This window comes from Microbispora sp. ATCC PTA-5024 (assembly GCF_000511135.2).
GTDB classification, from domain to species: Bacteria; Actinomycetota; Actinomycetes; order Streptosporangiales; family Streptosporangiaceae; genus Microbispora; species Microbispora corallina.
On record NZ_KI866522.1, the window covers coordinates 2,369,672 to 2,391,649 of the forward strand.

A 21,978-nucleotide genomic window follows, 5' to 3' on the forward strand; every position below is an offset into this window, starting at 1 on the left:
CGCCTACGCCCCCGACGCCCGCTGCCTCATGCGGTCCAGCGACGACACCGAGCCCGCCCCCTTCGGCGCCTGCACACCGCGCGCCGGCCTGGACTGCGGGCGCTTACCCGACGCCGGGTCAGGAAGCCGCAGCGACGCCACCAGCTGCTTGAGGAGGTTCTGCTGCTGCCGCGACTCCGCGAACGCCGGGTGCGCGATCAGCCCGCCCTTGTCGGTCTCGATCACCGGCTCCGACACCCGGCAGATCGCGTCCAGCCGTTCCAGCCGGTCAGCGACCCGGCACGCCTCCAGCACGACCTCACGCTCGGGGTCGGTCAGCCCCGGGTGCTGCTCGTGCACCGACGCCCAGAGGCGGGCGCCCCGCTCGTCCAGCCCCTCAGGGACCGCAGGAATGTCACTCATCGTCACCACCTCGCGCGCGCGTGGGAAGGTCTCAGGGGTCTGGACTGCGAGCCACCTCTCCCGCGGTCCTCATTTAAATCGGACATAGGGGACACCCGCCTGGGGCCCCCTTCTGCCGGTCACGCTGCGTGACGCGCCTCGGTGAGGCTGTGCCATCTCGTCCGGGGGCTACATGCCGTGGCGTGCCCTTGTGCGTGCTGCCTTCTTGGCCATGCGCACTCTCGCCTCGTGTGTCTTGCCGGCGTTGGCGATGCGGGCTGCTGCTGTCTGCCCAGCCTGGGCTTGAGCGCCTCGTAGACGTTGACCCGGGTGGGGGTGATGCCGCGGACGCGGCCTGCTCCCTTGGGCATGGGCTGTGCCTCGCCTCCGTGCTAGGTGCCCATCTGGCGGTCGTAGAAGCCGAGGCTTTCCGCCACCTGCTCGGCGTTGGTGGTTGCGTCTGCCCAGGCTTCCTGGCTTGGGCCGTCGATCACGAGTCCCCAGCTGTCGTCTGTGGCTGTGATCTCCAGCCTGTCGGCGGGCGGGTTGTTGCCGTTCCAGTCGCCGAAGAGTTGGACCCGGACCTGGCCCACGTTGGTGGGGAAGGTGACGGCTGTGACGCCTTCGGCTGCGTCGCCCTTGGTGAACTCCTCGAACTCGTCGAGCTGGTCGATCACCACGTCGACCGCCCGGTTGAGCTTCGCGAACGAGGCGGGATCGAACCGGGTTTCGACGGGCCGGCCGTCGTCTCCGAGGTGTCGGATGCCGAAGGTGTTGTCGTCGCCGATGAACAGGTCGGCGTCGCCGTTGCCGGTGTCGATGCGGGTGGCGGCCTCGGAGCGTTCGTGGGCTGCGTGGATGCGGTCGAGGTCTCTGCCGTTGAGCTGTGTGGGCGGGGTGTCCGCGAGGTCGTCCCAGCTTGGGTCGTCGTCGCGGAGCCGCAGGTCGTATGTGTTCTTCCCGGTGCGGTCGAGCCGGCCGAGGAGTGTGGTCCGGGCGGCGGACCGGTCGGGGAGGACGTCCACGGTGCGGATGGGCTCGGTGTCCCCGACATCGAGATCGTCGGCGTTGGCGAGGTCCTTCATCAGCCGGTCGGTTTGGGCTTTGGTGTAGGTGACCTGGCCGTTTCCGGTGGTGATGGTCATGCCGCCGTCGGTGTGGCGGTCCATGGTGAGGGTGTCGCCGTTGGCAAGCTTCGCCTGGTTGGTGGACAGGACGCTGGGCATGCCGCGCTGGTCTCCGTGCCCGCCGGCGCCATGCTCGTGGTGTGGTAGGCCGTGGCCGTGGCCGAACCTGCCGTGGTCGTCCCTCGGGTGGTCGCCCTCGTTCCAGTGGGCCATGCTCACCCCCAAGGCTCAGCGGGCGTTCCACCCGCCCGGCGCCGTCGCCCCGGTCTTCTTCGCATGACAGCCGTTACAGACGCCCCTCATGCGGTGCGGGGCGTCAGGGTCGGTCACGCCTGCGGCGACCAGGTCTTTCCGTTCGTGCGGGTAGTGGTCGGCCACGGTGGACGGCTTGCCGCAGCGTCCCTCATGGCCGTGTCCTGAGTCGGTGCACACGCAGGTTGGGTCGCGTCTCAGGACGGCGTTGCGGGCGCTGTCCCATGCCCGGCCGCCGTAGCCGCGTTGCCGGGCGGTTCCGCGCCGTTGCTCCGCCTCGCGCTTGTGTTCGTCGCAGCGGCCCCCGGCGCACAGCGTCGGACACGAGGGAACCGAGCAGACGGTCAACGCCTTGCGGGGCATCTCAGACGTCCGTGACGGTGATCCACCCGACGATGGCGGGTTCGGTCTCCCCTGACACGGTTGGGATGATCTTGTACCACCAGGTCGACGGGGCGTCCGTCACCAGCGTGGGGATGTCCAGTCGCACCGTGCCCTCTGCGGCGTCCAGAATCGTGAGCCCGTTGCCCGCGGTCAGGGTGTGGGCGGCAGCGTCGTCGTCCTCGTACGCCGGGGACGGCTTGATCACCGCGGTCACGGTCACGCCGCTCAGGTCGAGCGGTGCCCCGTCCGTGGTGAGGCGCCAGGTGCGGGATGTGTCGGAGCCTTCGGGGATGGTCACGCTGACGGTGTCGGCCATGTGACCTCCCTAAACGAGTGAACCGCCGAGGGTGCCGGCGGTGTCTGGTGCGCCGCCGTACTTGGTGGTAACGGCGGACCCGCCGAGCCCCTGATCTGCGGCGGACCCGCCGAGCCCGTCCGCCAGGACCGACCCGCCGAGCACCCGGGTTGTGACGATGGCCCCCCCGAGGTGGGTCAGCGTTGGTGCGCCTGTGGTCGTCACCAGCGGCGTGGGGACGGTCGCCACCGCTGCTGCTACGACCGGGCGTGCCGTGGTGGACAGCAGCGCCGCGGGGACGTTGGCCATGGCCTGTACGGCGGCTGGTGTGGCCGCGACCAGCACCGCCCCTGTGGCGGTGGGGATGGTCGCGGTCGCGAGGACCGGGGTGGGCGCCGCTGTGGAGCCGATGCCCGGTGGGGGCACGGCGGCGACGCCTGTGACCGGGCCTGGGGTGGCGGTGTCGTTCCCGCCGGCGGACACGGCCGGGGCCGGCACTGCGGCGGTGCCTGCCACCACCGCGGGGGTGGCTGTTGCTCCGGTGCCCGTTGCCGGGGCTGTGATCGCCGCAGACGCGTTTACGGGGGCGGGTGTGGCCGTTGACCCTGCCGACCCGGTGGGTGCGGGCACAGACGCGGTCGCGCCCACCACAGCGGGGGCTGTGGAGGAGCCCGCACTTGTGCCCGGGGTGGGAACGGTGGCCGAGCCGGTCACCAGGGTCGGGGTGACCGTGGTTGAGCTGCCCGACTGCACCGACGGCCCAGGCACCGACCCTGCACCAGTGACCACGGTCGGGGTGGTGGTGCTGCCGGCCGAGACCGTGCCTGTGGGGACGCTGCCCGCGCCTGTGACCGCTCCTGGGGTCGTGGACGCGCCCGCGGACCCTACCGGTGAGGGGACCGCAGCAGACGCGGTCACAACGGCTGGTGAGGCGGTCGACCCCGACGACACGCTGGCGGTCGGGACCGACCCCGCGGCGGTGACAACGGTCGGGCTGGCCGTGGTCACCGCAGTGACCGACGGCCCAGGAACACTCGCAGCCTTCGCCACCACGCTTGGTGAGGCGGTCGCCCCGGCCGAGACCGTGGGGCCTGGAACCGAAGCCGCCTTAGCGACGACGGTTGGGGAGGCTGTGGTGACGGCGGTGACAGCCGGGCCGGGCACCGCTGCCGTGCCTGTGACCGCAGACGGGGACGCGGTGGCACCCGCCGACGGCGTGGAGGCTGGGACGGTGCTGGTCGCCGACACCACACCAGGCGTGACCGTGGACCCTGCGGACCCGGTCGGCGCGGAGACCGAGCTGGTACCGGCCACCACAGGCGGTGTCGCGGTCGAGCCTGCTGACGGCGTCGGGGCCGGAACCGAACTCGTGCCGGAGGCGACCGACGGGGTGGCCGTAGAGCCCGCCGACTTGGTAGGCGACGGCACCGACGACGACGCCGACACCACAGACGGCGTCGCCGTGGCGTCCACGCTGGTGACGGACGGGCCCAGCCATGTGACGTCGGTCACGCCGACGTCGTCGTACAGCCACGTCATGGTGGACGCGTAGGTGAAGTCGACCGTGACGGGCACCTGCGTGCCGAGGTTGATGTTGTTGGCGGTCGTCGTCTCGGACGAGGTGGTGGAGTCCGCGGAGTCGAACCTTCGGATTTCACACGAGCTGTTGCTGGTCGTGGTCCCGATGGACCACATCACCTCGACCCGCACCCACTGGTTGATCGGCACCGAGCCGGTCTGCTTGGCGAAGTCCGTGGTGCCGCTGCCGCGCCGGACCGACAGGCGGCGGGAGGTGTCTATGTACAGCACGGCCGGTGTGCTGGAGACGCCCGTGCAGAACATGCACAAGTCGGCGGCGCTGGGCGAAGCCGTGATGTAGATGTAGGCCCGCACATACATCGTGCGGCCCGACAGGGTGAGGCTGCCCCACTCCAGCTCGTCGTTGGTGCTGGACTTGACCTGTGCGACCATCGGCGACCGGTTGCCGCTGGCCTGGCTTGTGGTGTAGGTCGGGGAGCCGGTCACCGCGGTGAAGGCGTCGCCCGACGTCCCGCCGCTGTTCCCCGTGGTGATCGTCGCGGCGTTGGTGCCGCCAGCAAACGAGTTGGTCTTAAGCACCAGCGCCGACCCCCTCGATGATCAGCAGGGGCGATCAGGCCAGGGTGAGGCGGAAGATCCCCGACGCGGACCACGTGATCTGCAGAGTCCCATTCGACGTGGAATACGAAGCGCCGAGGTCGACCAGTACCAGGGCGCCCTTCCCGGCGAGGGTGTTGTCGTAGATCAGCACACCGCGGGCGCCCGAGATGGTGGAGCTGGCCCAGGAGGTGTCGGCGGCGTCGAACGTCGCCACACCACCCGAACCGGTGAACGTCGTCGAGGTGAGGGTGGCGCCACCGGCGGTGTAGCCGGTGCCGGTCAGCTCGGTGCCGGAGTAGACGCCGGCGTTGTAGGCGGCGTTCGCGGCGGTCGCATTAAAGTCCGGGGTGATCGTGCTGGGGTAGAGGGCCGCCTTGAGCGTGTCGGAGTCGAGGTTCACGGCGAGCTGCGTCGTGTCGAAGATGTCGACCACGGTGGCGACGAACAGCCCGGACTGGGTGATCGACATGGTTACGCCTCCTCGTCCACGTAGGCGTCGCCGCCGACCGTGTGCCCTTCGGACCGGATGGTGGCGCGGGCTTCACGCAGCGCCAACGCCACCCGCTGCTTTTCGGCGCGGGTCTTCTCGGTGGGGTTGGCCGCGTACGCGGCCTTGGCCTTGGCGAGGTCGGCTTCCAGCCCGGCGATCGAGTCGAGGGCGTCGGCCTGGGCGCGGAGTTCGGCCGCGCGGTCAGCGGTAGACATTCAGCCCTCCTGGGGCGGGCAGCGGGGCGAGTTTGGCAAGGTAGGAGGCGTGCGCAAGTACAGGCAGCCCGCCGAGGTCACCGTGGACGACGACGGGCAGCCGGCCCGGTTCACCGCGTGGGGGCGGACCTACCTCGTGGTCGAGGTGCTGGGGCCGCACTGGGAGTCGCTCGACGAGTGGTGGACCAACGCCAACGTGGGCCGGTCGCTGGAGGAGCTCACCGTGCGGCACTACTTGGTGCGGGCGCACGGGGTGCAGAGGGACGCCGTGGTCGCGTTGGAGCAGCACGCCGACGGGTGGCTCGTCGTGGGCGTCGAGGACTAGCGGGCCCGCATGTCCCGCTCAACCTCGGCGAGGTCTTGCAGGTCGTAGGCGTTGTACCGGCCCAGCTTCCCGAGCGGGCGGACACCTTTGCGTTGGATCCACTTGCGCATCAGTTCCGGGGAGACGCCGAACAGTTCAGCGGCCTGGGAGGGGATGACCACGTCCTGGGGTCGCATGGTTCACCCCCCGGAAAACGACGATGCCCCCGGACGTGACGTCCGAGGGCATGGTTATGGCTGGGACCAAGCGTGACATACCCCTGACCTGCGGGCAAGTCACACGGCGCGATCAGCCATGAGGTGTCCGCCACTCCACGTGATCGGAGGTCAGGACAGCTTGTGTTGCTTGCCCTCGCGGCCGAACACCTCGGGCAGGGCCACCTCCGCTGCGGCGACCACTTCGGCAACTCCTCCAGGCGTGTCCGGATCGGCGGTCGCCATGGCGTCGATGATCGGGCGGAGGATGGCCCCGAGGACGGGCCAGACCACGGCGACGTACGGGCTTTCTGGCCCACGCTCCCAGACATCGTCCACCATCGCGCGCGCTGTGGTCTCGGTGACTTGCTGGGTGGCGGCGAGGCGGGATGCGAGCGCGGCGCGGGTGTTGTCGTCGACGTCGGTCATGGCTGGTCCTTCGGGTAGTCCAGGTGCGAGGCATTGGCGATGACCGCTTGCACGTCGGGGCGGTCCACCCAGTCCAACAGCCCGGCGATCACCTCCGCGCCGAGGAAACCGAACTGGGCGACCAGCCCCTCCGCTGCTGCGCCGAACCGGTTGTAAGCGCGGTCCATCAGGTCGGGCGGGAGGGGCGGGGCGTCGTAGTGGACGTGCATGGCGTCCAGGGACGGCCATTCCGAAGGGGCGGTCACGGCTTCCACTCCTCGCGCCAGCCGGGCCGGTGGCGGTAGCCGTATGCCAGCCGCCGCACAGCGTCTTCCAAGGCGCCCGCCCGGGCAACCCCCTGGTCGGACTCCGAGTCCCACGAGCGATGACCAGGCCACTCCGCACGCTCCCGCTCACACAGGTCGAGTATGGCTAGTTCCACCTCGCAGCGGGCGATCGTATGCATGGGCTGCTGAAGCACGATGTGCTCGGCCGCCTCGCGCGCCCAGACGCCACCCCCGTCCTCGTAGTTGAGCGTGGCCACTCGGGACGGGACGCGGACGACATCGCCCACCTCGTCGTTCCATTCGACGCCTGACTCCTCCGTGGGTGCTCCGTGGATCTGCCATGCATCGCCGAGCCCGGCCTGCCCGCTGTTCACCCACGGACCCGGGCTAGCAGCTTCCGCCGCCTCAGATGCCGCCTTGTCGCCCTCGATGGTGGCGCGCAGCCAGGTCATCAGCTCGTCGCTCATGATGCTTTCGCCTCCTGCCTGACCGCCTGGTCCACCATCGCGTCGTACTCGTCCAGCCGTATCACCCTCCCGCACCCCGGCGTGGCACATCGCACAGAGTCGTCCCCGTCCCGGTACTCCAAACGGAACGTCTGGCAGGCCGGGCAGCGCAGCGACTTCCGCTGCACCGTCACGTCCGACGGGTCGTACAGGCGCAGCCGCCCGTACCACTCGTGGACCTGGCCGGCGAACCGGTCCGCCAGGTCAGGGCGGCGGAGGATCCCTTCGACGCGGGCGACCAGCCACGCCGCGCCGACGGTGATGGAGTCCATCAGCTGCCGGCTGCGGGCCAGGGGTGTGATGCCGAGGTACTCGGCGTGCCAGGCGCGGAGCCACTCATCGAGCTGGTCCAGGTCATCCACGGTGGGCGACGGGGAGCGGGCGCTGCGTGAGGAGCTGACCTTCGCCTCCCCCGCCGCCCCACGGTGGCCGTCGGCTTCGCGGGCGTACACGGCGGCGATGCCGTCGAGGCGGGACAGGCGGGACTTCACCTCCCAGGAGCAGATCTGGCAGAAGATCGGGTTGCCGTAGACGGGGATCACCTTGGGCGGTTCAGGGGCGCGCGGCTCCGGTCCCCGATCGGGGTCGTTGTTGTCCTCCCAGTCGTTGAGGGCTTCCTGGTAGGCGGCCATGGCGCGGGCGTGCGCGGCGACTCGTCTGCGCGAGCCTGCCATGCAGGGGCCGATGCACCAGTGCTCCATGTCGTCGAACGGCATGCGTGTCCTCCAGGTCTCGTACGCTTCCAGGTGGCCCGGTTGTGCAGCGGGGTCGGGTGGGCGGCTCCCCCGGAGGGGTCTGAGGGGAGCCGCTCCCGAACGTCAGGGGACCGGCGGCAGCGAGCCCAGCGGGACGTCGAACGGGACCCGCTTCGCGATCTCGCACTCCTCGACGATGTGCCGGTGGTTCAGCGGGCAGTACCCGTTGCCCCGCTCGTCGCGGTCGTACTGGAACACCCGCCCGAACAGGCAATCCCCCGGGTACACCTCGATGCGGTAGGTGTCGACGGGGTCGATGTCGTTGGAGCACGCCCAGTCCTGCAGCCGGGCGAGGAGGCCGGGTGTGGAGGTGATGCGGGCCCACTCGTCGCGGTCGTGGCAGTCGATCACCGCCAGCGGTTTCAGGTCGGCGGTCACGGTGGCGTCTTCTGTTTGAGGTCCGCTTTGAGGCTGGTGATCCTGTGCAGTGGGCGGCTCAAAGTCAGCGATCATCGGGTGGTCTCCTCGGTGGTGAACAGGCGGTACATCTCCTCGTCCGTGGCGTCCGCGTAGCAGGGATCGCAGCCGGGGTCGGAGCAGGGCGGGACGTGACGGATCAGCTCACCCATTGCCGCCTCCGGTCTGCTCCTCGGAAACGAACCGGTCGAGGTGCTCGATCAGGTCGCCCGCGTACCGGGCTGCGATCCCGTTCGGTGAGCACCAGAACCGAAAGTCGTCGTCGAGGAACTTCCGGAAGCGGGCGAGGGCGCGGAGCGCTGAGAGCGTCTCAGAAGCGATGGGATGAGCGGATGACCCAACGCCTCGGGAGACACCCTCCGGGGCGCTCTCCGTGGATTCTGGGGCCGCCTGCGACCCCTCCACGCCCGACCGGTCCCCCGTCATCACTTCGGGAGGTGCCGAAGTGAACGCCTCGCGGGCGATCCGCATGCACCTGCCGACCGCGTCCACCCCATACGTGGTGCGGTGAGCCCCGGCAACCTCACGGGTCCACTCCCACACAGGCATCAGCGACGAGGCGATGCACTCGGCGAGGACAGGTGCGGCGGCCTCGACCGCCATGCGTGCCCGGTCCACCTCGATCTCGCTCAGGTCGCCCAGTTCGCTCGTCAACGCGGCGAGTGCGGCTTGTACGGCATCCGCCGGGATCTCAGGCATCCGGGGTCTCCTTCGCGCAGGGGCAGGCACAGGGGTTCTTGGCGGCCGTCTCCGCCGGGAGTGGCCACGGGTGGCCCGCGTGCTCGGCGTCCTCGCGGTCCATCCACGTGTGGGCCTTCGGCGGGTCGTGGTGTTCGCCGAACTGGCAGGGCCAGCAGCGCGTGTAGCAGACGACCGCTGAGCCGTCGCTGACCGCGTTGGCGATGGCGGCCAGGTGCTCCGCCGGGATCTCAGGCACCGGGCACCTCCGCAGGCAGGTCGTACTTCCCGGCCTTGGCCTCGTCGAGGAACCGCGTCCACTCCCCCGGACCGAACACCAGCACCGGGCCGCCCGGCTGCTTGGTGTCGGTGACGCCCACCCCGTCCGGGAGGACCGCCACAGCCACGCATGAGCCGCCGTTGCAGGCCGACGACGAACGCCACACGATCCGGTCAGACATGGGCGGGCTCCTCACTGTTCGCGATCTCCATCAGCACAGATCGGTGGCAGTGGTCCGGCTCGCCATCGGCGGGCAGCGCGCAGAAGCACGCCAGGTCCTTGCCGCCCAACTCGCGGCGGATCCCCTCCGGCGGCCACTCGTCGTCGTGGAACTCCACGTAGGCGCGGAACAGGGCGGTTGCGTCCTCGGCGTCCCGCACCTCGCGGATCACGTAGCCGTAGGGGCCGCCCATCCCGGTCCACCGGTAAGTGCCGGGCTCCATGAAGCCGCTGTACGGGCATGTCGGGCTGTTGTAGGGGCCGGGCTCCATGACGAGGGAGCCGACCTTGAACGGGTTGCCCCACCGTGAGGTGCGGTCCACGATCACGGCTCCTTCGGGGAGCCGCCAGCCCTTCGTGCGGCGGCGCTGGATTCGCTCAGGCATTGGTGGTCCTTTCGGTGGTTTCGGTGAACAACAGGCGGGCGGCCTCCCACGAGGAGTCGACCCGGGCGGTCTCATCCATCAGCTCGGCCAGCGCCAACCACTCGTCCAGCCCGTCCGCGTCGGTGACCTCCCAGTCGGCCTTCCACCGGGGCAGGCAACCTGGTTGGGCTTCGGCGTACACCGACGACACCCACCCGTTGGGGGCGGGCACGCAGGGTGGTTCGGCCGGCGCGGTCTCAGCGGGCGGGTTCACGCCGCCACCCCCTCACGAGCAGCGAGGCGGGCGTCCACGGCGACCAGCCGGCGGCTCACCCACTCGGCCATCGGGACGGGGACGGCGTTGCCGAGCTGCCGGTAGCGGGGGCGGTCGTCCTGGCCGGCCGTCCACCCATCAGGGAAGCCCTGCAAACGCTCGCACTCCAAAGGCGTGTGCCGGCGCACCACGTCGGTCGCCACCATCGGATACGAGGACCCGCCGCCCGGAGTGCGGAGCGTGAACGCCGGATCGCCCGGCTCCCCCCACTCGATCTGCGACCCCGAGCTGCGCCCGCGCAACGCCACGGGCGCCGGCGTCACCCGGCCGCGGTCGTCTCCAGCGCCCGGCGCAGCCAAGGCGGCAGGACGCGGCCGGCCGCCCCCGCCCGGCGCAGAATCCCCACCGCGGCCTTCGGGCTCAAGAAGTACCTCGACAGGTCCTCGTGGGTCTCCTCCAGCACGTCCGACAACGACGAGCCGGCGACGCTGCTGGGGGACTCCGAATCGTCGAGCGTCCAGAACCCGCCAGCAGAACCCCATCCCGAGCTTGGCCAGGTCGTCGAGGACGACAGCGAAATCCTGTCCGCGGTTGACGCCCAGAAGACCGGTGACGTTCTCGCCGATGAACCAGGCGGCGCCTGTGTCAGCCAGGAGGCGCACGACATCTCGCCACAGTCCGGAGCGTGGGTCAGCCAGGCCGCCACGACGTCCTGCCGCGCTGTTGCCCTGGCAGGGCCATCCTGCGGTGATGATTCCTCGTCGGGGAACAAACCCGGCTGCTCGTAGGGCATGGCCGGTCACCTCTCTCACGTCTTCGAACAGGGTCACGTCGGGGAACTGCCGGCGCAGGACGGAGCGGGCGGCGGGGTCGATCTCCACGGCGGCGACCACCCGGACGCCGGCCCGTGTGAGGGCGAGATCGAAGCCGCCGATCCCAGCGAACAGGCTCACTGCGGTCAGGTCGGTCATGACGGGTCCTCCTGGTTGCCGGCCCACGAGGTCCCGCACCGGCACACCAAGGCGTCAGGACCCTCACCCGGGTAGCAACCGAGGCAGGAGGGGTTAGGGCAGCGGATCACGACGCCTCCCCCGACTCCCAGCGGGCTTCCTCGCGGACCATGGCCGCCCACTCCTCCACCGACTGGTCGTCACCGCCGGTCTCCCGCTCCCGCCACACCGCTGCGAGGTCCTCCGGGGTGCAGGGCGGCGGGGTGGTGGTGTGCCAGTCGAACGGGTAGCCGGTGGCCTGCAGCCACTCGACCCAGCGGCGGCGCTCCTCGCGCGCGGCGGTCATGACGCCTCCCGCATGGCGGTACGGGACACCCGACGGCCACAAGCAGACGCAGCACCCTCCAACACCGCGTTCCAGTCGGTGGAGGCGAACCAGTTCTTAGACATCAGCCGGGCCGTGGTCGTCGCCAGCCGCGGCCAGGTCCGGACCTGAGCCACGGGCACGTCGTAGGCGTCGCCGCCGTCGTCCGGGGCGCACGCCGTGTGGCGGGCATGCCACGTCGGCCGGGTGGGGCGGCTCATCAGGGACTCCAGCGACAGGACCGTGGTGTCCTCGTCGGCCTTGGCGGACCACAGGTCGCGGACCTTGGCGAGCTCCACGTACAGGAAGCCTTCGCCGTCGTCGATCGGCCGGCCGCAGCCGTCGCAGATCACCAGGAGCATCTCCTCGGCCATCAGGCACCCCGCAGGCCGGCGGTGGGCGACCACTCGACCGGGGGCTCGTGACCGATCTGCATTGCCGACCACGGCCACACGCCGCCAGCGCCGAGCCGCTCCGGCCAGTTGCGCTCGTCGCGGTCCCCACGCCAGGACTCGAAATCAACGATCCGGCGGCTCTTGGCTTCCTCGGTGTCGGCGCGGCGGATGCCGTACCCGCACTCCGGCCAGCCGAGCAGCGCCGACGACCCGCGGGGGCGGAGATCGCGCCGTCCGCCGGCCATCAGGGCGTGACCGGCGTGCGCCTCCAGCAGGACGCAGGCACCTTTGGCGCGGATCATGTTCAGCACCGCGAGGATCGGCGCGGCCTCGTCGTCGGTGTTGAGCGCCCGCGGGGCCAGGCGGTACAGCGGGCCGAGGAACACGATGTCGGGACGGATCAGTGAGATGCGGCGCAGCAGCCAGGACACGTCCCGGTCGTTGGCGAGGTCGAGTCCCTCGGGGCGGATCTCCAGCCACAGGTTCGTCTCCTCGATCGGTCGGCGCTGGAGCTCGGCCTGGGCGACCATCGGGCGGATCTTCCGGCGGACCTGCTTGGGCGTGTTCTCCACGTCCACGACCAGGACCCGCTTGGGCTCGATCTCGTAGTGGTCGAACGGATGGATCCCCGCGGCGATGGTGACCGCGAGCTGCCGGAACAGCGTGCTCTTGCCCAGCCCCTCTGTCCCCGTGAGGATCATGCGGTCTCCGCGTTCCAGCAGGTCAGGGACGATCCAGTCGTACTCCTCGTCCTTGACCTCCAGGAACTCCTTGATGGTGAGCGTGGAGGCGGCGTCGTCCTCGCTGATCTCGAAGTCGCGGACCGACTCCAACTCGCGGACAGCCATCTCGGCCAGCCCGACGGCGTCCTCACCGTCGGCGGCGTATGCCCGCTGCGTGATGCCTCTGCTCGCGGCGATGAGGCGCCGGCGCACCGCGCGCTCCCGCACGATCGCGGTGTAGTGCGTGATGTTCGCCGGGGTGAGGCACGTCTCCATCAGGGTGTGCAGGTACGGGCCGCCGCCGACGACGTGGAGCCAGTTCTCGCTCTGGAGACGGGCCATGACGATCGTCGCGTCCAGGGGCTCCCCCGAGCGGGCGATCGCCGTGATGGCCTCGAAGATGATCCGGTGCGCCGGCCGGTAGAAGTCGCCGGGAGTGACGCGGGCCAGGGCTGTCTCGACGGCTGCCTGGGAGATGAGCATGGCGCCGAGGACGGACTGCTCGGCGAGGATGTCGTGCGGCTCCAGCCGCATGTCGTCGGGGGTCATTGGCGTTCCATCCAGCGGTCACGGGGTGAGGTGGCGGGGGGCGCGGCCGGCGGCGGTGATCCTCGGCCCTTCTTGGCCGACGCCTGGAGCCGGAGCGCGTCGTACTTCTCGCGGAGCTTCGGCATCGACATGACGTGGCTGCGCCAGAATTCGTCGTTCTGGCACCAGTCGATGGCGGCGTGGATCTGCTGCTCGGTGCGGCCGTCGGCGGTCATCATCAGCCGGGCGGCGTCGCGCCAGCGGGTCCCGACAGTGGGCGGTTTGCAGCCGTTGGCGACGATGCGCTGAGCGAGGTGGTCGCACACTCGGTCGACGGCTTCGACGATCTCCGGGGAAATGTCGGCGGCTCTGCCGCCCGACGACGGAGGTTCTTTTTCTTCTGTATCTGTATCTGTATCTGTATCTGTATCTGGGTAGTCGTTTGCTTCAGCGGCGTCGTAGCTACCGCCTAGCAAATTGCTAGGGTTTTGCTTCGCTCCCGCTTGGGCGTTTGCCGCCTTCTGGGCGCCACCCTTGCTGCCGGAAATGGCCCTCTTACCTTTGATTTCTTCGACCTTGGCGGCGGAGCGCTGGTGGTGGAGGTAGTCGTGGATCAGGTACTCCCCGACCCCCGGCTCGGGGCATCGAGGGCAGTCGTGGCCGGCCTTGTGCCACAGCCCGACCTCGACGAGTTTCGTCGCGAGTTTCGTCGGCTGCTTGCGGTCGGACAGGCGCGGCACGACCCCCTCGGGAATGAGGCCGTCGGTGAGGTTCCGCGACGCGTACGCCAGTGCGCAGACGTGAAGCCACGCGGCGTCACCTCCAGCCGCGACAACCTTCCGGTTCTCCGGAAAGCCGTCGTGCAGCTTCAGGTACGTGTCGGCCATGTCTCTCGCTTTCGGGGGCGTGCGTGGGGTTGAGGGATCAGTTCTGCGGGGCCGACGGGCTCCCCGGCGCGCACTCGTCGCACCGGGGACCGCACGGGTAAGGCCGGGTGGGGACACGCCCACACGGGCCCACACCAGCCCCACAAGGGCCGCTCAGGGGCGTCACAGCCCTCGGCGGCGGCGCCACGACCGGCGCACTCTCAGGCAGGGCGGTGCGCTGGGTGGACGCTTGGTTGGGGTCGTCGGTCCTCCCAGGGCAGGTGCAGCCGGGGGCGGTGCACCAGCCGGTAGCCCCGACCCAGATGGGGTCGAAGATGGGCCAACCGGAGCGGGTGTAGCCGCCTACGTGGCCGGCGTTCTGGTGGTCGCATCGGGCGCAGGGCTGGGCGAGCTCGTCGAGGGTGACGCGGGGAAGCTTCTCCCGCCGGCGGGCGGGCGCCTCGTTGGTGGTGGTCATGCCGCGGCACCGCCTCTCGCGGCCTGGTACACGGCCTCCGGGCAGACACCAAGCTCGGCCAACGCCGTCGTGGTCCACCCCTCAGGGGGTGCGTCCTGGGTGCGGTGCCACACGCTGAGGGCGATCTCGTCCGCCCGGTCCGGCGCGACCTGCACGAGGGTGCGGAGGACGAACGCCAGCCCGTCCAACGCCGCAGCAGCCGTGTCGGAGCCTTGGGAGGCGTGCCAGTGGGCGGCGACCGCCAGAGACGCGGCGAGGCGCTCACAGGTCACCTCAGACGCGCAGGCGGGGTACCGAGGGAGCATCGGCAGTCACCTCCATGAGGGTGTGGTGGTGGTCCGGACGGGTCAGGGAAGGCATGTCGTGCTCGGCGAGACAGGGCGTGGGATGTCGGCATGTGAGGGGTTGGCCGGAGCTGCGACCGGCGAGGCTCGTCGGGCAGGGAAGACCAGAGCCGGGACGGGTAGTCGGCAAGGCTGGAAAGGGCTGGGAGAGTCGATCTGGTGTGCTGCGGCACGGACTGAGCGGCGTAGACAGGTCGGCGTGGCATGGTGAGGCAGGAGTCGGCAAGTCGCGTGAGCAGGGCAGGCGGTAGCAACGGCTCGTCGGACCGGCGTCGGCAGGGGACGGCTCGGCTTGTCGGCGAGGGAAGACCTGGACTGGGTTGTCAGCCGGTTTGCCTGGGTTAGGCGTGGTCTGTTGGGTCGGCTGGGTGCGGCCCGGCGGGAGAAGTCGGCTCGGGTAAGGCAAGGCATGTCGGAGTGGCCCGGCGTGGGGCGGCTCACCTTGGCTTGTCGGCGAGGACGGACGTGGGGTGGACTGTCGGCGAGCGAAGGGAAGGAAGGGTAGGGCTTGTCGTTGCGGCCAGTCGTGCGCAGTGACGGCCTGTCGTAGTGGCTAGCCGTATCCGTCACGGCGTCGCAGACGTTCAAGGAGACCCCCGGGTACAGTCGTGGGTGGGAAGGGGCCCCAGCCGTCGTGCTGGGGCCCTGTGCGCGTCTCAGGCCCGTTTGAAGGCCAGCAGCTCGAACCGGCCGTCGGACCGGCCGCGGTCGGAGCCGATGCCGATCTGCTCGCCGGCCTGCCAGATGCGGGACCACGCCTCCACCGGGAGGAAGTCATCCCGGACCCGCAGCGTGAAAGCCAGCTCGGGTTCCTGCACGTACTCGACTCGGTTGATGGACGAGCGCGGCCCCTGCGGGGTCATGACGTGCTTGATGCGCTCCTCGACCCCGGTGGGTTCCTTGGTGCCGAGGCCGATGTAGATGTCCTCGACGAACACCCGCTCCACCAGCGTCGACATCAGGCCCTTGCGGAACGTCGGGGCGACCTGCTTCTTCCCCGGCCACTCGGTGCCCGGGTAGGCGGAGTTCGACCACTCCTTGATGGCGGCCTTCATGCACCGCCCCTCATACGCCAGCTCCCCCGTCCCCGGGATGCGCTTGAAGCCGTTCACCGAGGGGGCGGCGTCGGTCGACATGATGGCCTCGGCCAGCTCGTCCGGGGACGGCTGCCGGTCGGGGAACCGCTCGGCCAGGGTCTTGTCGACCATGTCCTGAAGGTCGCGGTCGCCGAGCTCCATGCGGGTCTTCAACCAGCCCTTGATCACGCTGGCGCTGGAAGGGACACCACCCACCAGCTTGTCGATGCACCGCAGCTGCACGTGGTAGGTGGTGAACTCGTCGGTCAGGCCGAAGATGTCGCGGGCGCTCATGAGGCGACCTCTCCCTTGATGGTGTGGCGGGGAATCGCGGTGACGTTGCCGGCCCGCAGCGCGGCCTTGAGGGCGGCGTTCTCGGCCTTCGCCTCGTCCAGGCGCCGCTGCACGTCCGCGACGTACTTCGCGGTGTCGACCGGCATGTCCGCCGGCGGCAGGTCCTGCATTTCGATGCGGGTCTGGCGGACCATCTGCCGGGCCCGTCCGTAGCGGACGACCGCGGCCTGCACCTCGGCGGCCTGGTCGATCGCGCGGAACAGGTCGAACAGTTCGCGGGGGTTCTTGCCGGTGACCTTCTGCCCGGTGATGGCTTCGATGTCGGCGCGCAGGGTGGCGTCGTTGTGGATGAGGGCCACGGCGGTGTCGAACTCTTCGGGGCTGTAGCCCTGCGCGTTTCTGGGCTTCTTCATCACAGCCGCCACCACTCGGTGTCCAGGCCGTCGCCGTCGTCGCCGATCAGGGCGTCATCGACGAGGCGCTCCACCTGGTCAGGGGTGTGAAGGCGGTGCATGCCGTGGTCGGTGGCGAACCGGGTCCACTCGTCGTCGTCCACACCGACGGCTTTGAAGCCGACGCTGCGGAGCTCGCCGATGTGCCGCGCCCCCGCGAGGTCGCGGGCGGTGACCCGCGCCCTGCGCGCCTTGTGGGCCCGTCCCACCAGGCCGACGACGGCGGACACCGCCACGACGATCCCCACGGCGACGGTCCCTGCCCACTGGCCCGTCATGACGGGCTCCCCGAAGACGTGGACGGGCGCAGGATCTCCTCGACCTCGGCCTTCGCGTGCGCGTCGTACAGGGTCACCCCGTCGTCTGGGTGGGCGTCCCACCACCGGTCGATCTGTGTGCGGTACGCGTCCAGGAGGACCGCGAACGCCGACAGGCTCGCCCCGTAATGCGACAGGGCCGGGTTGCGGAACACGGGCGGGTGCTGCTGGAACGCGCGGGTGAAGCTGCCTCCCCGGAGGCCCCACCTGCGGCGGAAGACGACCAGGGACATGAAGTCGAAGGAGTCGGGCTCCAAGGTGGGGACAGCGAGGGTGGTCATTGGGTGTCGTCCTTCCTGAAGTCGGCGGGGATCGGGCGCAGCCCCTTCCACACCTGCGTGGGCTGCGTACAGGACCGGCGGGACTTCGCGAACTGCCGGTCGTAGGCGTTGCGGACCGTCACCCGCTCACCCGACTGCGTGGTCCTTGGAGCGCGGGCCATCACCGACGCCTCCTCTTCGCCTCACGGGCCGCCTCCTGAGCGGCCTCCCGCTGCGCCTCCTCCTCGTGCGCGGCGGTGAAGTCCGCCACGACTCCGTCGGGGTTGTCCGACAGCTCCGGGGCCTCCGCGTACGGGTCCCGCCCAGCCGGCCGGTTGCCGATCCGGACCAGCGTCGGGTCCGGCACCGTCTGATCGACCTGGGCGAGCATCTGCTGCCACTGCCGGATCTCGTACTCCTCCTGCGCCCGCAGCTGGTCGATCTCCTGCTGGATGCGGGTGCGGATCTGGTCGATCTCCCACTCGGCGACGACCCGGAAGCGGGACTTCACGTTCGGGGAGTACGGGATCTGCACGTTCTCCGCCTCGGCGGCGACAGCGGCCGGGACGACGGGCATCTCCTGGGTGTTCGTGCTAACGGTCATCTGGGTGTGTCTCCGATCTGGGGTGGATCTCGTGCGGGGGGTGGCTGCTCCCACCCCCGAGGAGGGAGCAGCCGAAAGAAGCGGGGATCAGGCGTTCAGGCCGTGCTCGCGGAAGCAGCCGCAGCGGCAGGAGCACGCACGCCCGTCCTGCGGGCGCTGGCAGCGGGTGCGGTCGCACCAGCAGTAGCCGTTGCAGTTCGAGCCGTCCCGGCCGCAGGAACCGCACATGCCGGTCTTGGCGAGCCACTCCGTGTCCGGGACGCGGGTCGGGTCCCACCACTCGTCGTCGGACCAGGTGCGGGGATCGCCGATCTGGCGGTCGGTGGTGACGTGCTCACTCATCGGGGGTCTCCTCGTCGTCGGGGCGGGATTGGTCGCGGGCGTCGGTGACGCACTCCGCGTCCTTCGGGTGGGTGTGCCGGCAGTACGGGCACGCGCTGGGCGGCAAGTCCTCGACCGGGATCACGACGCCTCCCGCGCCCAGCCGGCGACGAGCTCGCACTCACACGGGCCGCACAGGCGGCACACCAGGCACGCCGGACAGGCATCCGTGACCAGATGGAGCCCGCACTCAGCGGGCGGCGCGTCAGCCGGCGGGTCGTTCGACAAGCCGCCCTCAGGGGTCAGCCACACCCGGGCAGGGCCGAACTCCGTCACGACCTGCACCGGGATGAACCGGGGGTCGATCTCCGGCCACGCCGGGATGACATAGCCCCTGCTCTTGTCGGCCTGCCCGCGGGACTCCATCCGGGCGTGGCACCCGGTGGTCGCCGACCCGTAGACCGTGATGAGATTCTGCGGCTGGTCGATCCACGGGAGGCGGGAGCCACCCATCTTCCGGGCCCTGCGGTGCTGAAGGCTGTAGGGCTGGCCGATAATGGACCGGCCGCAGCACACGCAGGAGTGGTTGTCGCGCTCCAGCACCAGCTTGCGGACCTTGTCGGAGACGCTCATCGCGCACTCCGGTAGATCTCCTTGGCGTTGTTGTTGAGCGACTGCATGATCCGGACCTGGTCCTTGACCTGCCAGCCGTAATCGATCGCGTTCTCCAGCGCGATCTTGGCGTCGTTCAGCGCCTGATACTCCGCCATGATCCGGTTGTTGATCCAGGCGTCGCGCTCCGCGACCGTCACCTCGCCGACACCGCGCCCCACCGGCGGGCACTCCGCAGACAGCAGCAGCGGGATCCGCCTCATCTCGTAGGCCTTCTTGCAGTTGGCCGCGTGAGTGCGGGCCCGGCGGATGGCGAGCTGCGACAAAACCAGCTCGTTGTTGAGCCGCTTCAGGAAGGCCTCGGTCTCCACTGTGGTGAGAGCTTCGCCTTCCTGGATGAACTCCAGGCCGCCGGTCTCGCCCCGGTCAAAGCTCGCGGTCACTGGCCCTCACCCGCCTCGACGGCCGGGCGGACCAGGTCGCCGAGGAACGGCTGGAGGATTCCGGCCTCCCACGCCGCCCACACGGCCTCACGAGCGGCCGGGGTTGCCTTGTACCGAAACTCCCCCGTCGGCTCCCCACGGGTCACCTCAGCGACCTTGATGAGGGTCCCGGCGGCGTCCTTCAGGTAGCCGTTCTCATCGACCCGCTTGAACACCCGCTTCAGGTGCTCGTCGCGGATCTTCTTGACGAGCAGGTGCGGCATGTGGTCGCGGACGAACGCCAGCAGGTCGGGATCCGCGACGGCTTCGGGGCGGATCTGCTCCACGAACTCGTCGGGGTCATCGTTGGCAACGATCGCGGCGATGGCCGACATGTTGAACTTCCGGCTGGCCGGCCCGCCCAGGATGCTGATCGTGCCGAGCACGGTCCCGTCGGGCAGGGCGGCGTCCAGGGTCCGCGCGTTGTACTGGGTGCGCAGTGCCGCGAACTCGGGTTCGGCCTCCTTGCGGAGCTGCTCGTAGCCTTCGGTAACGATGTCGGCGAGGACCTTCGCTGCGGCCACCTTGAGGGCGTGGGTGGCGCTCACGCCGCCGCCCCCTTGTCCTGGCCGGCGCCCTGCTCGCGGGCCTGTGCGTCCTTGCCGCGGGCCACGATGAGGTCGCCGAGGCTGACCGTCTCGCCGGTGTCGTCCATGACGGCGGCGCCGAGCAGGCCCCGCTTCTTGACCTCCTCGTACAGGCCGCGCAGCTCGGCGTAGGTCGCCTCGTGGGCGATGGCCTGGTCGCGGTAGTCGAGGGAGCTCGGCATCGGCTTGCCCTGGCCCAGCCAGTCGAGCACCGTGAGGCCGAACGTCTCGTCGGGGACGCGGATGACGGCGTCCGCGAGGGGCTTGGCGCGGGACTTGGAGATGACGAGCGTGTGCTCCAGGTCCATGTCGCCGACGATGGTGAACTCGTACTCGATGCCCTCACGCTGCTCGGGCTTGGTGCCGATCTTCTTCGGCTCCTTGCGGCCCTTCTCGTTCTCCTGCACCACCCACTCGGTCTTGGTGCGCATCGTCACGATGACGTGACCCGGGTAGGCGAGCAGGGCGTCGATCATCTGCCGCTCGATCGGGCGGGCTTCCTTCCACCCGCCGAAGGAGTTGCCGCCGTAGGACCGCTTCGCCGCGTTGTCGACCTGCTCCAACATGCCGCCGATGCCCATCCAGAAGTGCGACAGGGAGTCGACGATGACCACGTCGTAGCGGGCCTCAGCGGCGGCGGCGAGCGCCTTGGCCAGGTCCCGCGGGTCGTAGGTGTGCATGTTCAGCGTGTCGAAGGCGAACTCGTCGGCGTAGAGGCTGGCCGACTCGCGCTCGGTGTCGATGACCGCGATCCGTCCGGCCGGGCCGGCGAGGGCGCGGGCGGTGACCAGGGCGGTGAAGGTCTTGCCGGAACCGGACGGGCCCGCGAGCGCGATGCGGGCCTTCGCCTGCTCCTTCGTGGCGGGGGTGAAGGTAAAGGTCACAGCTCGTCGTCCTCTCGCACGTCGTCGTAGTCGGCCTGTTCGGTCCGGTACTGCTGCTCGGTCCACTCGTCGAGGCGGGGGCCGCCACGCCAGGGGATGCGTCGGGTGGCGATCGGCTGGGTGGTCACCACAGGCCCCCCTCGTGGAGGCGACGGCGGAGCTCGTCCTCGGCGTGCTTTTCGGCTGCGGCCCGCTCGTACGCCTTCACGGTGGCGATCGGGTCTTCCAGGTCGGCGGCGAGGATCAGGGCGTCGGCGGCGGCCAGCGCGTCGGCGGCGCTCATTCGGCACCCGCCTTTGCGTTCGCGGCCATGCGGTCCAGCTGGGCGCGGCACGTGTCGCACACCCACACCCGGCCGCACGCGTCCACGTGCCCGGTGGCCTGGTTGGGGCAGGCGCCCATCTCGCAGTGCCGGGGCAGGTCCCGCGTGAGGTTGCCGGGGACGTCGAGCAGCGTCATCGGTGTGTCCGGCCACTCCTTGACCGCCTCCCGGCGGCCCTCATGCGTGTACACCTGGCACGACCAGCGGCCGTCGGCGCAGGGGGACGGCTCCGTGGCCACCACCATGGGGAGGCCACCGGGGAAGCAGACGCGGTGGGCGTAGTGGGCGGCGGACCAGGTGGTGGCGACGTTGAGGGCGGTCATCGCGCCTCACCCGCCACACGCTCCAGAGCGTCCGCGACATGAGACAGAGCGGAGATCACGGCCGCGTCTGAAGGGTGTCCTTCACGGCTGTCAACACCGTCGTGCCAGTTCGCTACGACGTTGATGACTGTGTTGGGGTCCTCGCGGTCGGTGAGGAGGTGAAGCTCCCACGCCAGGGCGCGGGCGGCGTCAATAGCTAGGTCCTCTGCCGCAGTTTGCGGGTCTCCGAGAGAGTGGTTCCGGAGATCACACCCGGCGGCCAGCGCGATCGCGCCGAGGACACAAACCCGGCAGTGGACCGGCTCGTCGTCGTCGCCATCAATCTGGTTCAGGTCGTAGTAATCGCCGATGTATCGGCCATTGACCTGAAGAACTTCGACGGCCTTGCGGAGGATCCCGGGGCGCGGGTCGGTCAGGTGCTCGCTCATCGGGTCACCGCCCCAGCGCGGGCGCGGCGCCGCTGGACGGACTCCATCGCGTAGATGAACCCGTTCTCGTCGCTGCCGAGCAGCAGCATCAGCATGGAGTGCGCCTCGGACGGCGTGACCGTGTCCAGGAACGCGAGGGCGTCATCTGTGGACAGTCGGGGGGCGGGTTTGGTGGTGGTCGGCTCGGGCAGTGCTGCGATACTGGAGATCACTCCCGGCTCCTTCCTGAGTGAATGGGGTTGTTGAGCTGGGGGTTTGCGGGTCTCGGCCGGGGCAATCGGTCGGGGCCCGCCTGCGTCTCAGCGAGACGGCTCGGCGTCAGCGGCATCCAGGGCGAGATCCACAAGGCGGACCAGGAACCCTCGGCTGGCGTAGAAC

The 21,978-nt window shown here is 69.9% G+C and carries 43 protein-coding genes; 3 read left to right on the top strand and 40 right to left on the bottom strand.

Going from position 1 to position 21,978, the window contains the following annotated elements; genetic code table 11:
* Positions 1–3: 3 nt before the first annotated feature.
* The 4 genes from MPTA5024_RS10580 to MPTA5024_RS40765 form a co-directional block, all read right to left on the bottom strand.
* Positions 4–402 carry a hypothetical protein gene (locus MPTA5024_RS10580; RefSeq protein ID WP_051457912.1) on the bottom strand — a complete coding sequence of 133 codons (399 nt, stop codon included), beginning with the start codon at positions 400–402 and terminating at the stop codon, positions 4–6.
* A 371-nt stretch (positions 403–773) separates the two neighbouring features.
* Positions 774–1,721, bottom strand: a complete 948-nt coding sequence (locus MPTA5024_RS10585) for a hypothetical protein (RefSeq protein WP_036322079.1) — start codon at positions 1,719–1,721, stop codon at positions 774–776.
* 403 nt (positions 1,722–2,124) lie between these two features.
* Positions 2,125–2,460, bottom strand: coding sequence for a hypothetical protein (locus MPTA5024_RS10590; RefSeq protein WP_036322081.1), 336 nt, complete (start codon positions 2,458–2,460; stop codon positions 2,125–2,127).
* Positions 2,461–2,469: 9 nt separating this feature from the next.
* On the bottom strand, positions 2,470–2,955 hold the full coding sequence (locus MPTA5024_RS40765) for a hypothetical protein (protein WP_157099364.1): 486 nt from the start codon (positions 2,953–2,955) through the stop codon (positions 2,470–2,472).
* A gap of 10 nt (positions 2,956–2,965) precedes the next feature.
* Between MPTA5024_RS40765 and MPTA5024_RS40770 the strand changes: the two genes are divergently transcribed.
* The gene (locus MPTA5024_RS40770; RefSeq protein WP_198167035.1) at positions 2,966–3,991 is read left to right on the top strand and encodes a hypothetical protein; all 1,026 of its coding nucleotides are present in this window, start codon (positions 2,966–2,968) and stop codon (positions 3,989–3,991) included.
* Positions 3,992–4,318: a hypothetical protein gene (locus tag MPTA5024_RS10600; RefSeq protein ID WP_036322086.1), complete on the top strand. Its 327-nt coding sequence runs from the start codon at positions 3,992–3,994 to the stop codon at positions 4,316–4,318.
* 273 nt (positions 4,319–4,591) lie between these two features.
* Here the strand turns inward: MPTA5024_RS10600 and MPTA5024_RS10605 are convergent, their stop codons facing one another.
* Together MPTA5024_RS10605 and MPTA5024_RS10610 are read right to left on the bottom strand one after the other, a co-directional pair.
* A complete protein-coding gene (locus tag MPTA5024_RS10605) occupies positions 4,592–5,047 on the bottom strand; it encodes a hypothetical protein (protein WP_051457913.1) in 456 nt (151 codons plus the stop codon).
* 2 nt (positions 5,048–5,049) lie between these two features.
* Positions 5,050–5,283, bottom strand: a complete 234-nt coding sequence (locus MPTA5024_RS10610) for a hypothetical protein (RefSeq protein ID WP_036322088.1) — start codon at positions 5,281–5,283, stop codon at positions 5,050–5,052.
* A 49-nt stretch (positions 5,284–5,332) separates the two neighbouring features.
* On the opposite strand from MPTA5024_RS10610, the gene MPTA5024_RS10615 reads away from it, so the two are divergent.
* Positions 5,333–5,608 carry a hypothetical protein gene (locus MPTA5024_RS10615; RefSeq protein WP_036322091.1) on the top strand — a complete coding sequence of 92 codons (276 nt, stop codon included), beginning with the start codon at positions 5,333–5,335 and terminating at the stop codon, positions 5,606–5,608.
* Here the strand turns inward: MPTA5024_RS10615 and MPTA5024_RS10620 are convergent.
* The 34 genes from MPTA5024_RS10620 to MPTA5024_RS10770 form a co-directional block, all read right to left on the bottom strand.
* Positions 5,605–5,784: a hypothetical protein gene (locus MPTA5024_RS10620; RefSeq protein ID WP_036322094.1), complete on the bottom strand. Its 180-nt coding sequence runs from the start codon at positions 5,782–5,784 to the stop codon at positions 5,605–5,607. The two genes, MPTA5024_RS10615 and MPTA5024_RS10620, sit on opposite strands and share 4 nt — an antisense overlap.
* A gap of 150 nt (positions 5,785–5,934) precedes the next feature.
* Complete coding sequence (locus MPTA5024_RS10625) at positions 5,935–6,231, bottom strand: hypothetical protein (RefSeq protein WP_036322096.1); 297 nt, start codon at positions 6,229–6,231, stop codon at positions 5,935–5,937.
* Positions 6,228–6,476, bottom strand: coding sequence for a hypothetical protein (locus MPTA5024_RS10630; protein WP_036322100.1), 249 nt, complete (start codon positions 6,474–6,476; stop codon positions 6,228–6,230). The genes MPTA5024_RS10625 and MPTA5024_RS10630 overlap by 4 nt, the downstream gene beginning before the upstream one ends.
* Positions 6,473–6,964, bottom strand: a complete 492-nt coding sequence (locus MPTA5024_RS10635) for a DUF6221 family protein (protein ID WP_036322103.1) — start codon at positions 6,962–6,964, stop codon at positions 6,473–6,475. The genes MPTA5024_RS10630 and MPTA5024_RS10635 overlap by 4 nt, the downstream gene beginning before the upstream one ends.
* Positions 6,961–7,719 carry a hypothetical protein gene (locus tag MPTA5024_RS10640; protein WP_036322105.1) on the bottom strand — a complete coding sequence of 253 codons (759 nt, stop codon included), beginning with the start codon at positions 7,717–7,719 and terminating at the stop codon, positions 6,961–6,963. Before MPTA5024_RS10640 ends, MPTA5024_RS10635 begins: the two co-directional genes overlap by 4 nt.
* 102 nt (positions 7,720–7,821) lie before the next feature.
* Positions 7,822–8,136 carry a hypothetical protein gene (locus tag MPTA5024_RS10645; protein WP_036322108.1) on the bottom strand — a complete coding sequence of 105 codons (315 nt, stop codon included), beginning with the start codon at positions 8,134–8,136 and terminating at the stop codon, positions 7,822–7,824.
* Positions 8,137–8,319: 183 nt separating this feature from the next.
* The gene (locus MPTA5024_RS10650; protein ID WP_036322112.1) at positions 8,320–8,874 is read right to left on the bottom strand and encodes a hypothetical protein; all 555 of its coding nucleotides are present in this window, start codon (positions 8,872–8,874) and stop codon (positions 8,320–8,322) included.
* Positions 8,867–9,112: a hypothetical protein gene (locus tag MPTA5024_RS10655; protein WP_036322114.1), complete on the bottom strand. Its 246-nt coding sequence runs from the start codon at positions 9,110–9,112 to the stop codon at positions 8,867–8,869. Before MPTA5024_RS10655 ends, MPTA5024_RS10650 begins: the two co-directional genes overlap by 8 nt.
* A complete protein-coding gene (locus tag MPTA5024_RS10660) occupies positions 9,105–9,314 on the bottom strand; it encodes a DUF397 domain-containing protein (RefSeq protein WP_036322117.1) in 210 nt (69 codons plus the stop codon). The genes MPTA5024_RS10655 and MPTA5024_RS10660 overlap by 8 nt, the downstream gene beginning before the upstream one ends.
* A complete protein-coding gene (locus tag MPTA5024_RS10665; RefSeq protein ID WP_036322120.1) occupies positions 9,307–9,738 on the bottom strand; it encodes a DUF4326 domain-containing protein in 432 nt (143 codons plus the stop codon). The genes MPTA5024_RS10660 and MPTA5024_RS10665 overlap by 8 nt, the downstream gene beginning before the upstream one ends.
* Entirely contained in the window at positions 9,731–9,991 is a 261-nt protein-coding gene (locus MPTA5024_RS10670; RefSeq protein ID WP_157099366.1) for a hypothetical protein, read from the bottom strand. Before MPTA5024_RS10670 ends, MPTA5024_RS10665 begins: the two co-directional genes overlap by 8 nt.
* A complete protein-coding gene (locus MPTA5024_RS39495; protein WP_084369553.1) occupies positions 9,988–10,962 on the bottom strand; it encodes a DNA cytosine methyltransferase in 975 nt (324 codons plus the stop codon). The genes MPTA5024_RS10670 and MPTA5024_RS39495 overlap by 4 nt, the downstream gene beginning before the upstream one ends.
* A gap of 106 nt (positions 10,963–11,068) precedes the next feature.
* The gene (locus MPTA5024_RS10685; RefSeq protein WP_036322126.1) at positions 11,069–11,287 is read right to left on the bottom strand and encodes a hypothetical protein; all 219 of its coding nucleotides are present in this window, start codon (positions 11,285–11,287) and stop codon (positions 11,069–11,071) included.
* Entirely contained in the window at positions 11,284–11,679 is a 396-nt protein-coding gene (locus MPTA5024_RS10690; RefSeq protein ID WP_157099367.1) for a hypothetical protein, read from the bottom strand. Before MPTA5024_RS10690 ends, MPTA5024_RS10685 begins: the two co-directional genes overlap by 4 nt.
* Positions 11,679–12,971, bottom strand: coding sequence for a DnaB-like helicase N-terminal domain-containing protein (locus tag MPTA5024_RS10695; protein WP_051457917.1), 1,293 nt, complete (start codon positions 12,969–12,971; stop codon positions 11,679–11,681). The genes MPTA5024_RS10690 and MPTA5024_RS10695 overlap by 1 nt, the downstream gene beginning before the upstream one ends.
* The gene (locus MPTA5024_RS40775) at positions 12,968–13,837 is read right to left on the bottom strand and encodes a hypothetical protein (RefSeq protein ID WP_157099368.1); all 870 of its coding nucleotides are present in this window, start codon (positions 13,835–13,837) and stop codon (positions 12,968–12,970) included. The genes MPTA5024_RS10695 and MPTA5024_RS40775 overlap by 4 nt, the downstream gene beginning before the upstream one ends.
* Before the next feature lie 453 nt (positions 13,838–14,290).
* Entirely contained in the window at positions 14,291–14,599 is a 309-nt protein-coding gene (locus tag MPTA5024_RS10705) for a hypothetical protein (protein ID WP_036322130.1), read from the bottom strand.
* Between the two features lie 695 nt (positions 14,600–15,294).
* The gene (locus MPTA5024_RS10710; RefSeq protein ID WP_036322132.1) at positions 15,295–16,008 is read right to left on the bottom strand and encodes a hypothetical protein; all 714 of its coding nucleotides are present in this window, start codon (positions 16,006–16,008) and stop codon (positions 15,295–15,297) included.
* On the bottom strand, positions 16,005–16,421 hold the full coding sequence (locus MPTA5024_RS10715) for a hypothetical protein (RefSeq protein ID WP_157099369.1): 417 nt from the start codon (positions 16,419–16,421) through the stop codon (positions 16,005–16,007). The genes MPTA5024_RS10710 and MPTA5024_RS10715 overlap by 4 nt, the downstream gene beginning before the upstream one ends.
* The gene (locus MPTA5024_RS10720) at positions 16,421–16,738 is read right to left on the bottom strand and encodes a hypothetical protein (RefSeq protein ID WP_036322138.1); all 318 of its coding nucleotides are present in this window, start codon (positions 16,736–16,738) and stop codon (positions 16,421–16,423) included. Before MPTA5024_RS10720 ends, MPTA5024_RS10715 begins: the two co-directional genes overlap by 1 nt.
* Positions 16,735–17,058 carry a hypothetical protein gene (locus MPTA5024_RS10725; RefSeq protein WP_036322141.1) on the bottom strand — a complete coding sequence of 108 codons (324 nt, stop codon included), beginning with the start codon at positions 17,056–17,058 and terminating at the stop codon, positions 16,735–16,737. Before MPTA5024_RS10725 ends, MPTA5024_RS10720 begins: the two co-directional genes overlap by 4 nt.
* A complete protein-coding gene (locus MPTA5024_RS40780; RefSeq protein ID WP_157099370.1) occupies positions 17,055–17,219 on the bottom strand; it encodes a hypothetical protein in 165 nt (54 codons plus the stop codon). The genes MPTA5024_RS10725 and MPTA5024_RS40780 overlap by 4 nt, the downstream gene beginning before the upstream one ends.
* Positions 17,219–17,641: a hypothetical protein gene (locus MPTA5024_RS10730; protein ID WP_157099371.1), complete on the bottom strand. Its 423-nt coding sequence runs from the start codon at positions 17,639–17,641 to the stop codon at positions 17,219–17,221. The genes MPTA5024_RS40780 and MPTA5024_RS10730 overlap by 1 nt, the downstream gene beginning before the upstream one ends.
* A gap of 87 nt (positions 17,642–17,728) precedes the next feature.
* Positions 17,729–17,983 carry a hypothetical protein gene (locus tag MPTA5024_RS10735; protein WP_036322144.1) on the bottom strand — a complete coding sequence of 85 codons (255 nt, stop codon included), beginning with the start codon at positions 17,981–17,983 and terminating at the stop codon, positions 17,729–17,731.
* Positions 17,976–18,107: a hypothetical protein gene (locus MPTA5024_RS44210; RefSeq protein ID WP_269750559.1), complete on the bottom strand. Its 132-nt coding sequence runs from the start codon at positions 18,105–18,107 to the stop codon at positions 17,976–17,978. The genes MPTA5024_RS10735 and MPTA5024_RS44210 overlap by 8 nt, the downstream gene beginning before the upstream one ends.
* Entirely contained in the window at positions 18,104–18,595 is a 492-nt protein-coding gene (locus tag MPTA5024_RS10740) for an HNH endonuclease (RefSeq protein WP_036322146.1), read from the bottom strand. Before MPTA5024_RS10740 ends, MPTA5024_RS44210 begins: the two co-directional genes overlap by 4 nt.
* Positions 18,592–19,017, bottom strand: a complete 426-nt coding sequence (locus MPTA5024_RS10745; RefSeq protein ID WP_036322148.1) for a hypothetical protein — start codon at positions 19,015–19,017, stop codon at positions 18,592–18,594. The genes MPTA5024_RS10740 and MPTA5024_RS10745 overlap by 4 nt, the downstream gene beginning before the upstream one ends.
* Positions 19,014–19,604 (bottom strand): hypothetical protein, encoded by a 591-nt coding sequence (locus tag MPTA5024_RS10750; protein ID WP_036322150.1) that lies wholly within the window; start codon positions 19,602–19,604, stop codon positions 19,014–19,016. The genes MPTA5024_RS10745 and MPTA5024_RS10750 overlap by 4 nt, the downstream gene beginning before the upstream one ends.
* A complete protein-coding gene (locus MPTA5024_RS10755; RefSeq protein WP_036322152.1) occupies positions 19,601–20,527 on the bottom strand; it encodes an ATP-binding protein in 927 nt (308 codons plus the stop codon). Before MPTA5024_RS10755 ends, MPTA5024_RS10750 begins: the two co-directional genes overlap by 4 nt.
* Positions 20,524–20,655: a hypothetical protein gene (locus tag MPTA5024_RS44215; RefSeq protein WP_269750560.1), complete on the bottom strand. Its 132-nt coding sequence runs from the start codon at positions 20,653–20,655 to the stop codon at positions 20,524–20,526. The genes MPTA5024_RS10755 and MPTA5024_RS44215 overlap by 4 nt, the downstream gene beginning before the upstream one ends.
* Positions 20,652–20,810 (bottom strand): hypothetical protein, encoded by a 159-nt coding sequence (locus MPTA5024_RS40785; protein WP_157099372.1) that lies wholly within the window; start codon positions 20,808–20,810, stop codon positions 20,652–20,654. The genes MPTA5024_RS44215 and MPTA5024_RS40785 overlap by 4 nt, the downstream gene beginning before the upstream one ends.
* The gene (locus MPTA5024_RS10760; protein ID WP_036322154.1) at positions 20,807–21,172 is read right to left on the bottom strand and encodes a hypothetical protein; all 366 of its coding nucleotides are present in this window, start codon (positions 21,170–21,172) and stop codon (positions 20,807–20,809) included. Before MPTA5024_RS10760 ends, MPTA5024_RS40785 begins: the two co-directional genes overlap by 4 nt.
* A complete protein-coding gene (locus tag MPTA5024_RS10765) occupies positions 21,169–21,600 on the bottom strand; it encodes a DUF6197 family protein (protein ID WP_036322156.1) in 432 nt (143 codons plus the stop codon). The genes MPTA5024_RS10760 and MPTA5024_RS10765 overlap by 4 nt, the downstream gene beginning before the upstream one ends.
* Positions 21,597–21,812: a hypothetical protein gene (locus tag MPTA5024_RS10770; RefSeq protein WP_036322159.1), complete on the bottom strand. Its 216-nt coding sequence runs from the start codon at positions 21,810–21,812 to the stop codon at positions 21,597–21,599. The genes MPTA5024_RS10765 and MPTA5024_RS10770 overlap by 4 nt, the downstream gene beginning before the upstream one ends.
* Positions 21,813–21,978: the final 166 nt, after the last annotated feature.

Excerpts from the sequence above, each read along its gene's own strand:
- MPTA5024_RS10580 (WP_051457912.1), bottom strand. The coding sequence starts at position 402 with ATGAGTGACATTCCTGCGGTCCCTGAGGGGCTGGACGAGCGGGGCGCC.
- MPTA5024_RS10585 (WP_036322079.1), bottom strand. The coding sequence starts at position 1,721 with ATGGCCCACTGGAACGAGGGCGACCACCCGAGGGACGACCACGGCAGG.
- MPTA5024_RS10590 (WP_036322081.1), bottom strand. The coding sequence starts at position 2,460 with ATGGCCGACACCGTCAGCGTGACCATCCCCGAAGGCTCCGACACATCC.
- MPTA5024_RS10605 (WP_051457913.1), bottom strand. The coding sequence starts at position 5,047 with ATGTCGATCACCCAGTCCGGGCTGTTCGTCGCCACCGTGGTCGACATC.
- MPTA5024_RS10610 (WP_036322088.1), bottom strand. The coding sequence starts at position 5,283 with ATGTCTACCGCTGACCGCGCGGCCGAACTCCGCGCCCAGGCCGACGCC.
- MPTA5024_RS10620 (WP_036322094.1), bottom strand. The coding sequence starts at position 5,784 with ATGCGACCCCAGGACGTGGTCATCCCCTCCCAGGCCGCTGAACTGTTC.
- MPTA5024_RS10625 (WP_036322096.1), bottom strand. The coding sequence starts at position 6,231 with ATGACCGACGTCGACGACAACACCCGCGCCGCGCTCGCATCCCGCCTC.
- MPTA5024_RS10635 (WP_036322103.1), bottom strand. The coding sequence starts at position 6,964 with ATGAGCGACGAGCTGATGACCTGGCTGCGCGCCACCATCGAGGGCGAC.
- MPTA5024_RS10640 (WP_036322105.1), bottom strand. The coding sequence starts at position 7,719 with ATGCCGTTCGACGACATGGAGCACTGGTGCATCGGCCCCTGCATGGCA.
- MPTA5024_RS10650 (WP_036322112.1), bottom strand. The coding sequence starts at position 8,874 with ATGCCTGAGATCCCGGCGGATGCCGTACAAGCCGCACTCGCCGCGTTG.
- MPTA5024_RS10660 (WP_036322117.1), bottom strand. The coding sequence starts at position 9,314 with ATGTCTGACCGGATCGTGTGGCGTTCGTCGTCGGCCTGCAACGGCGGC.
- MPTA5024_RS10665 (WP_036322120.1), bottom strand. The coding sequence starts at position 9,738 with ATGCCTGAGCGAATCCAGCGCCGCCGCACGAAGGGCTGGCGGCTCCCC.
- MPTA5024_RS39495 (WP_084369553.1), bottom strand. The coding sequence starts at position 10,962 with ATGACCGACCTGACCGCAGTGAGCCTGTTCGCTGGGATCGGCGGCTTC.
- MPTA5024_RS10685 (WP_036322126.1), bottom strand. The coding sequence starts at position 11,287 with ATGACCGCCGCGCGCGAGGAGCGCCGCCGCTGGGTCGAGTGGCTGCAG.
- MPTA5024_RS10690 (WP_157099367.1), bottom strand. The coding sequence starts at position 11,679 with ATGGCCGAGGAGATGCTCCTGGTGATCTGCGACGGCTGCGGCCGGCCG.
- MPTA5024_RS10695 (WP_051457917.1), bottom strand. The coding sequence starts at position 12,971 with ATGACCCCCGACGACATGCGGCTGGAGCCGCACGACATCCTCGCCGAG.
- MPTA5024_RS40775 (WP_157099368.1), bottom strand. The coding sequence starts at position 13,837 with ATGGCCGACACGTACCTGAAGCTGCACGACGGCTTTCCGGAGAACCGG.
- MPTA5024_RS10705 (WP_036322130.1), bottom strand. The coding sequence starts at position 14,599 with ATGCTCCCTCGGTACCCCGCCTGCGCGTCTGAGGTGACCTGTGAGCGC.
- MPTA5024_RS10710 (WP_036322132.1), bottom strand. The coding sequence starts at position 16,008 with ATGAGCGCCCGCGACATCTTCGGCCTGACCGACGAGTTCACCACCTAC.
- MPTA5024_RS10715 (WP_157099369.1), bottom strand. The coding sequence starts at position 16,421 with ATGAAGAAGCCCAGAAACGCGCAGGGCTACAGCCCCGAAGAGTTCGAC.
- MPTA5024_RS10720 (WP_036322138.1), bottom strand. The coding sequence starts at position 16,738 with ATGACGGGCCAGTGGGCAGGGACCGTCGCCGTGGGGATCGTCGTGGCG.
- MPTA5024_RS10725 (WP_036322141.1), bottom strand. The coding sequence starts at position 17,058 with ATGACCACCCTCGCTGTCCCCACCTTGGAGCCCGACTCCTTCGACTTC.
- MPTA5024_RS40780 (WP_157099370.1), bottom strand. The coding sequence starts at position 17,219 with ATGGCCCGCGCTCCAAGGACCACGCAGTCGGGTGAGCGGGTGACGGTC.
- MPTA5024_RS10730 (WP_157099371.1), bottom strand. The coding sequence starts at position 17,641 with ATGACCGTTAGCACGAACACCCAGGAGATGCCCGTCGTCCCGGCCGCT.
- MPTA5024_RS10735 (WP_036322144.1), bottom strand. The coding sequence starts at position 17,983 with ATGAGTGAGCACGTCACCACCGACCGCCAGATCGGCGATCCCCGCACC.
- MPTA5024_RS10740 (WP_036322146.1), bottom strand. The coding sequence starts at position 18,595 with ATGAGCGTCTCCGACAAGGTCCGCAAGCTGGTGCTGGAGCGCGACAAC.
- MPTA5024_RS40785 (WP_157099372.1), bottom strand. The coding sequence starts at position 20,810 with ATGAGCGCCGCCGACGCGCTGGCCGCCGCCGACGCCCTGATCCTCGCC.
- MPTA5024_RS10760 (WP_036322154.1), bottom strand. The coding sequence starts at position 21,172 with ATGACCGCCCTCAACGTCGCCACCACCTGGTCCGCCGCCCACTACGCC.
- MPTA5024_RS10765 (WP_036322156.1), bottom strand. The coding sequence starts at position 21,600 with ATGAGCGAGCACCTGACCGACCCGCGCCCCGGGATCCTCCGCAAGGCC.